This is a genomic window from Pseudomonadota bacterium (assembly GCA_039196715.1).
Taxonomy (GTDB): domain Bacteria; phylum Pseudomonadota; class Gammaproteobacteria; order CALCKW01; family CALCKW01; genus CALCKW01.
Genome location: JBCCUP010000144.1, coordinates 1 through 3832 on the forward strand (window position 1 = coordinate 1; position 3832 = coordinate 3832).

Consider the following 3832-nt stretch of genomic DNA (forward strand, 5'->3'; position numbering starts at 1 on the left):
CACACATTGCTGCACCTCGTGACGCATGGCTGGTTTTGAGCCGGAACGCGATCGATGACGCTGCGTCGAACCGTCTGTAGCCAAGTCAGGGCGACAGCGTTATAAAGGGAGCCCCCCCGGCCATCAGGAGCTCACATGCATCCCTTCGCTCGCACACTGGCAATCGGTGCTTTCGGCACCGCCGTCACGGTGACGTCGGCACTTGCCGAAACACGTGTCACCTACAAATCGGCCAAATCAACGTCGTCCTACTACCAGATGGCCGTTCAGATTTCCGAGGCCATGAAAGCAGCGTCGGACGGCGACATCATCGTCACTGTCGAGGAAAGCCAGGGTTCGGTTCAGAATGTCATGGAGGTCCGGGCACGCGGCGGTGACTATGTGTTCACCACACCACCGGTGCTGGTCGGTCTCGCGCAGGGCGCCAAAGCCATGTTCAAGGACAAGGGCAACCCGAAATTCGACGACATTCGCGCGCTGTTTCCGATTCCCTCGTTGACCATGCACTTCGTCGTATCAAACGACAGCAAGATCACCGATTTCGCCGGACTGGAGGGGAAGAAGATCCTCATCGGCAAAGGCTCGTTCGGCGCCCGCGAAGGCGCCAAGTACCTCACACTGTTCGGCTTGGAAGGCAAGGTCGAGCTCGCTGACGTTGAGCTCTCCAATGCCGTGCCGGCGCTGAAGAACGGCCAGATCGACGGGTTCGTCACAGCGGGATCCTTCCCCGCCCCGAATGTCATTGAAGCAGCAGCGTCCACCGGGGTGACGGTCCTGTCACTCAGTGATGAGCAGATAGCCGCCACCAAGCGGACTCGGCTCGTGATTCCAGCAGGCACCTACGCGGACCAGAACGAGCCGATCAACACCACGTCGCTGCCGGTGGTGGCCTACACCACGACGGCGATGGACGACGACACGGCCTACCAGTTGACCAAGACCTACTGGGAACAGAGAGCGCGCATGGGCGAGGCCGCGGCCTGGTGGAACGGCGTCAACGTCGGCCTGATGGACAACATCACCGGCAAGGTGCACCCTGGCGCGGCACGCTACTACGACGAAGCGGGTGTCGCTCTGACAGACGCCCAACGCTAGCGCCGGTCACCAGGCTGAACCTGCGACGCACCCATGAAGCCAGGCGGCACACATACAGGCGTGTGCTGCGTTGTGTGCCGCGTTGCGGCGTGTTGCACATCGGGCATGCGCATCGCAATGCGGCCGAACGCGACGGTACGGTTGACACCGGAAGGGCCTGTGACGACATGACACGCCCACCGGACGACGCCGCCAGCCGGCTGTGGATCGCGCTGGGTGCGGCAACGATCGGGTTTCACCTGGCCCTCATCTTCTCCGGCCTGGTGCCAAACCTGGTTTCGAGGCCGATTCACCTTGCGCTCGCCTTGCCGTGGGTGCTGGTGCACAACGCGAAAGCCGGCGCTGCACGGTTGAGTGGTGTGGTGTTGACCGCGCTCGGGGTGTCGGCGTGCCTTTGGATCGCCTGGCAACACGATGCCCTGTCAGACCAATACGGCTTCATCGAAAGCGATTTCCAATCCGCAGTGGCGGCTGTGATCCTGCTGGTGGCGATCGAGGCGGCCCGGCGGTCGATCGGCTGGCCGTTGCCCTCAATCGCGCTGATCGCCCTGGCGTACGGGCTCTGGGGCAACCACATCCCGGGGGAATTTGGTCACGCCGGCACACCGCTCGCCAGTTTCCTCGGCACCCTGACCATCGCTGAGGGTGGCCTCTGGGGCAGCCTGACGGGGGTGTCAGTCGGTGTGGTCGCCGTCTTCGTGATCTTCGGAGCGGTGCTGAATGCCGGCGAGGCCGGACAGGGATTCATGAACATCGCAACCGCCGCCGCAGGTCGACTGAAAGGGGGTGCTGCCAAGGTGTCGGTCTTGTCCTCTGCCCTGTTCGGCTCCATTTCGGGCTCGGCGTCTGCCAACGTGGCCTCGACCGGGGCCATCACCCTGCCGACCATGACCCGGCTGGGCTACCCGAAACGGGTCGCCGGTGCAGTGGAGTCCGTTGCCTCGTCGGGCGGACAGATCATGCCACCGCTGATGGGTGCCGGGGCATTCGTCATGGTTGAACTGACCGGGGTGCCATACGTGCAGATCATGGCCGCCGCGCTGCCGCCTGCGTTGCTGTATTTCTTCGCGGTGTGGGTCGGCATCAACGCTTTCGCGGGGCGCTATCACCTGCCCCCAGTGCACTCGGAAGATCAACCCCCTACCCGAGTGGTGGTCATCACTGCCGCGTTTTTCCTCGTGCCGTTTTCGGTGTTGATGTGGGGCATGTTCGCTGCGCGGTTGACGCCACAGTACGCCGCAGCCTTGGCGATTCTCTGCGGTGCCGTGATGTTGTTGTTTGATAGCGAGGGCCGTGCCGATGGGTCACGGTGGCGTTCCAGGTTGCAACGCGCCTGCCTGACGGCCGGCCGTCAGGTGTCGTTGATCGCATCGATCATCGTCTGCGCATCGATCATCATCGGTGTGCTCTCAATCACCGGTTTGGGGGTCAAGATCACGTCGCTGATACTGTCGGGTTCGGGCGGGCTGTTGTGGCCATCGTTGCTGTTGACCGCACTGGCGTGCCTGATATTGGGCATGGAAGTACCAACCACGGCAGCCTACGTCATCTGTGTCTCTGTTGCAGGCCCGGCACTCATCAGCCTCGGTCTGGAGCCGCTGCAGGCGCATCTGTTCGTGTTCTGGTTTGCCCTGTTGTCCACGATCACGCCGCCCGTGTGCGGCGCGGTCTTTATCGCTGCCGGCATGGTGGGTGAAAATTGGCTTCGCGTTGCCTTGTCGGCCATGGCCCTGGGGGTGGGCTTGTACGTGATTCCACTTGGGATGATCGCAAACCCGAGCTTGCTGCACCTCTCGAGCACGCCGCTGCTTGCGCTCTCCGCCACCGCCAAGATCGGACTCGGGCTCGCCGCGCTGTCGTTCGGGGTGATTGGGGCAGTGAACCCGGTAACGAAATATGCGTTGATAGCGGGTGGACTGGCGCTGACGTTTGTGCCGGTGTTGCCGGTCTGACGCACGCTCTCGGGACTGCATCCTGGAGCTGCGCCAACCGGGCGCTGCCAGCAGCGAGAACGGACGTCAGCCGGTGTCACATCCCGGCTTCCCAGGCCTGGTCTGCCTCGCCGACGATGTCCTGCAGGGCCGACACGGTGCCAGCGTCGGGCTCGGCCCAGAGGCCGCGGTCGGCCGCTTCGAGCAAGCGCTCGGCCGCCTCCTTCAGCGCGGACGGGTTGTGCTCGCGCATGAAGGCCTGGTTCTCCGCGTCGAGCACGTAGGCCTCGGTCACCTGTTGGTACTGGTAGTCCTCGACCACGCGCGCCGTGGCGTCGAATGCGAACAGGTAGTCGACCGTGGCGGCCATCTCGAACGCGCCCTTGTAGCCGTGGCGTTTGACACCGTCGATCCACTTGGGGTTCACGACGCGGGAGCGGACGACGCGGCCGATCTCCTCCTCCAGGGTACGGATGACGGGGCGCTCGGGGCGGGAGTGGTCGTTGTGGTAGATGGTGGGGGCCTCGCCGCGGAGGGTCTCCACGGTGGCCGCCATGCCGCCCTCGAACTGGTAATAGTCGTCGCTGTCCAGAAGGTCATGCTCGCGGTTGTCCTGGTTCTGGACGACGGCCTCGGTGGCGGCGAGACGGGCTTCGAGGGCCGCGCGCGCGGGCGCGCCCTCGGTCTTTTCGCCGTAGGCATAGGAGCCCCAGGTGCGGTAGGCCGCGGCCAGATCGGCGCGGTCGGCCCAGAGCTGTTCGTCGATCATAGCCTGGAGCCCGGCCCCGTAGGCGCCGGGTTTCGAG

The 3832-nt window shown here is 64.3% G+C and carries 3 protein-coding genes; 2 read left to right on the top strand and 1 reads right to left on the bottom strand.

The features are described from left to right. Positions 1-135: 135 nt before the first annotated feature. Both AAGA11_22705 and AAGA11_22710 read left to right on the top strand, forming a co-directional pair. On the top strand, positions 136-1095 hold the full coding sequence (locus tag AAGA11_22705) for a TAXI family TRAP transporter solute-binding subunit (GenBank protein ID MEM9605687.1): 960 nt from the start codon (positions 136-138) through the stop codon (positions 1093-1095). A 167-nt stretch (positions 1096-1262) separates the two neighbouring features. Beyond that, complete coding sequence (locus tag AAGA11_22710) at positions 1263-3047, top strand: TRAP transporter fused permease subunit (protein ID MEM9605688.1); 1785 nt, start codon at positions 1263-1265, stop codon at positions 3045-3047. 76 nt (positions 3048-3123) lie between these two features. On the opposite strand, the gene AAGA11_22715 is transcribed toward AAGA11_22710, so the two are convergent. Then, the coding region (locus AAGA11_22715; protein MEM9605689.1) for a cobaltochelatase subunit CobN at positions 3124-3832 on the bottom strand (709 nt) is incomplete at its 5' end.